Source organism: Streptomyces sp. URMC 123 (assembly GCF_051386515.1).
Taxonomy (GTDB): Bacteria; Actinomycetota; Actinomycetes; order Streptomycetales; family Streptomycetaceae; genus Streptomyces.
Genome location: NZ_JBPQTV010000648.1, coordinates 1 through 962, shown reverse-complemented (window position 1 = coordinate 962; position 962 = coordinate 1). Strand labels below are relative to the sequence as shown.

Annotated in this window: 1 protein-coding gene; it reads left to right on the top strand. The window is 75.8% G+C overall.

Translation table 11 applies throughout. From position 1 onward, the window contains the following. Positions 1-85 precede the first annotated feature (85 nt). Positions 86-796, top strand: a complete 711-nt coding sequence (cmk, locus tag ACSNOD_RS31425) for a (d)CMP kinase (protein WP_436770477.1) — start codon at positions 86-88, stop codon at positions 794-796. Positions 797-962: the final 166 nt, after the last annotated feature.

Below are 962 nucleotides of genomic sequence, written 5' to 3'. Positions count from 1 at the left end.
CGACCGTGCGGCGTTTGCCGCCGTCCCCGGGCCCGGCCCCGGCCCCCGAAACCCCGCCCCGTGCACGAGGAAGGTGTCTGTCACCGTGGAAACCGCCGACCGGACCGCATCGGCAAGCGTGATCGTCGCCATCGACGGCCCCTCCGGCACGGGCAAGTCCAGCACCTCCAAGGCCGTCGCGGCCAAGCTCGGGCTGCGCTACCTCGACACCGGCGCCCAGTACCGGGCGATCACCTGGTGGATGCTGACCCATGGGGTCGACGTCTCCGACGCCGCCGCCGTGGCGACCGCCGCCGACAAGCCGACGATCGTCTCCGGCACCGACCCGGCCGCCCCGACCATCACGGTCGACGGCGTCGACGTCGCCGGGCCGATCCGCACCCAGGAGGTCACCGGCAACGTCAGCGCGGTCAGCGCGGTCCCCGAGGTGCGGGCCCGGATCACCGAGCTCCAGCGCACCATCGCCGTCACCGCGCGCGAGGGCATCGTCGTCGAGGGCCGGGACATCGGCACCACCGTCCTCCCCGACGCCGACCTCAAGATCTTCCTCACCGCCTCGCCGGAGGCCCGCGCCGCCCGGCGCAGCGGTGAGCTGCGCGGCAAGGAGGCCGCCGACCTGGCCGCCACCCGGGCCGCGCTGGCCCGGCGGGACGCGGCCGACTCCAGCCGCAAGACCTCCCCGCTCGCCAAGGCGCACGACGCCGTCGAGGTGGACACCACCGAGCTCACCCTGGAGCAGGTCATCGAGTGCGTGGTGACCCTCATCGAGGAGAAGCGGGAGAAGCAGCCGGCGTGACCCCGTCCGACCCCCGGCCCACCGACGCCGAGTCCGGTAACGGCGCCCGGCCCAGCGACCCCCGGCCCCGTAGCGCCCAGCCCGGCGCCGCCGCCACCCGCACCCCCGCCGCCGCGCTCCAGCACGCCGAGGGCGTGGGTGATCGCGGTGCGGTCGGCCGACGCGC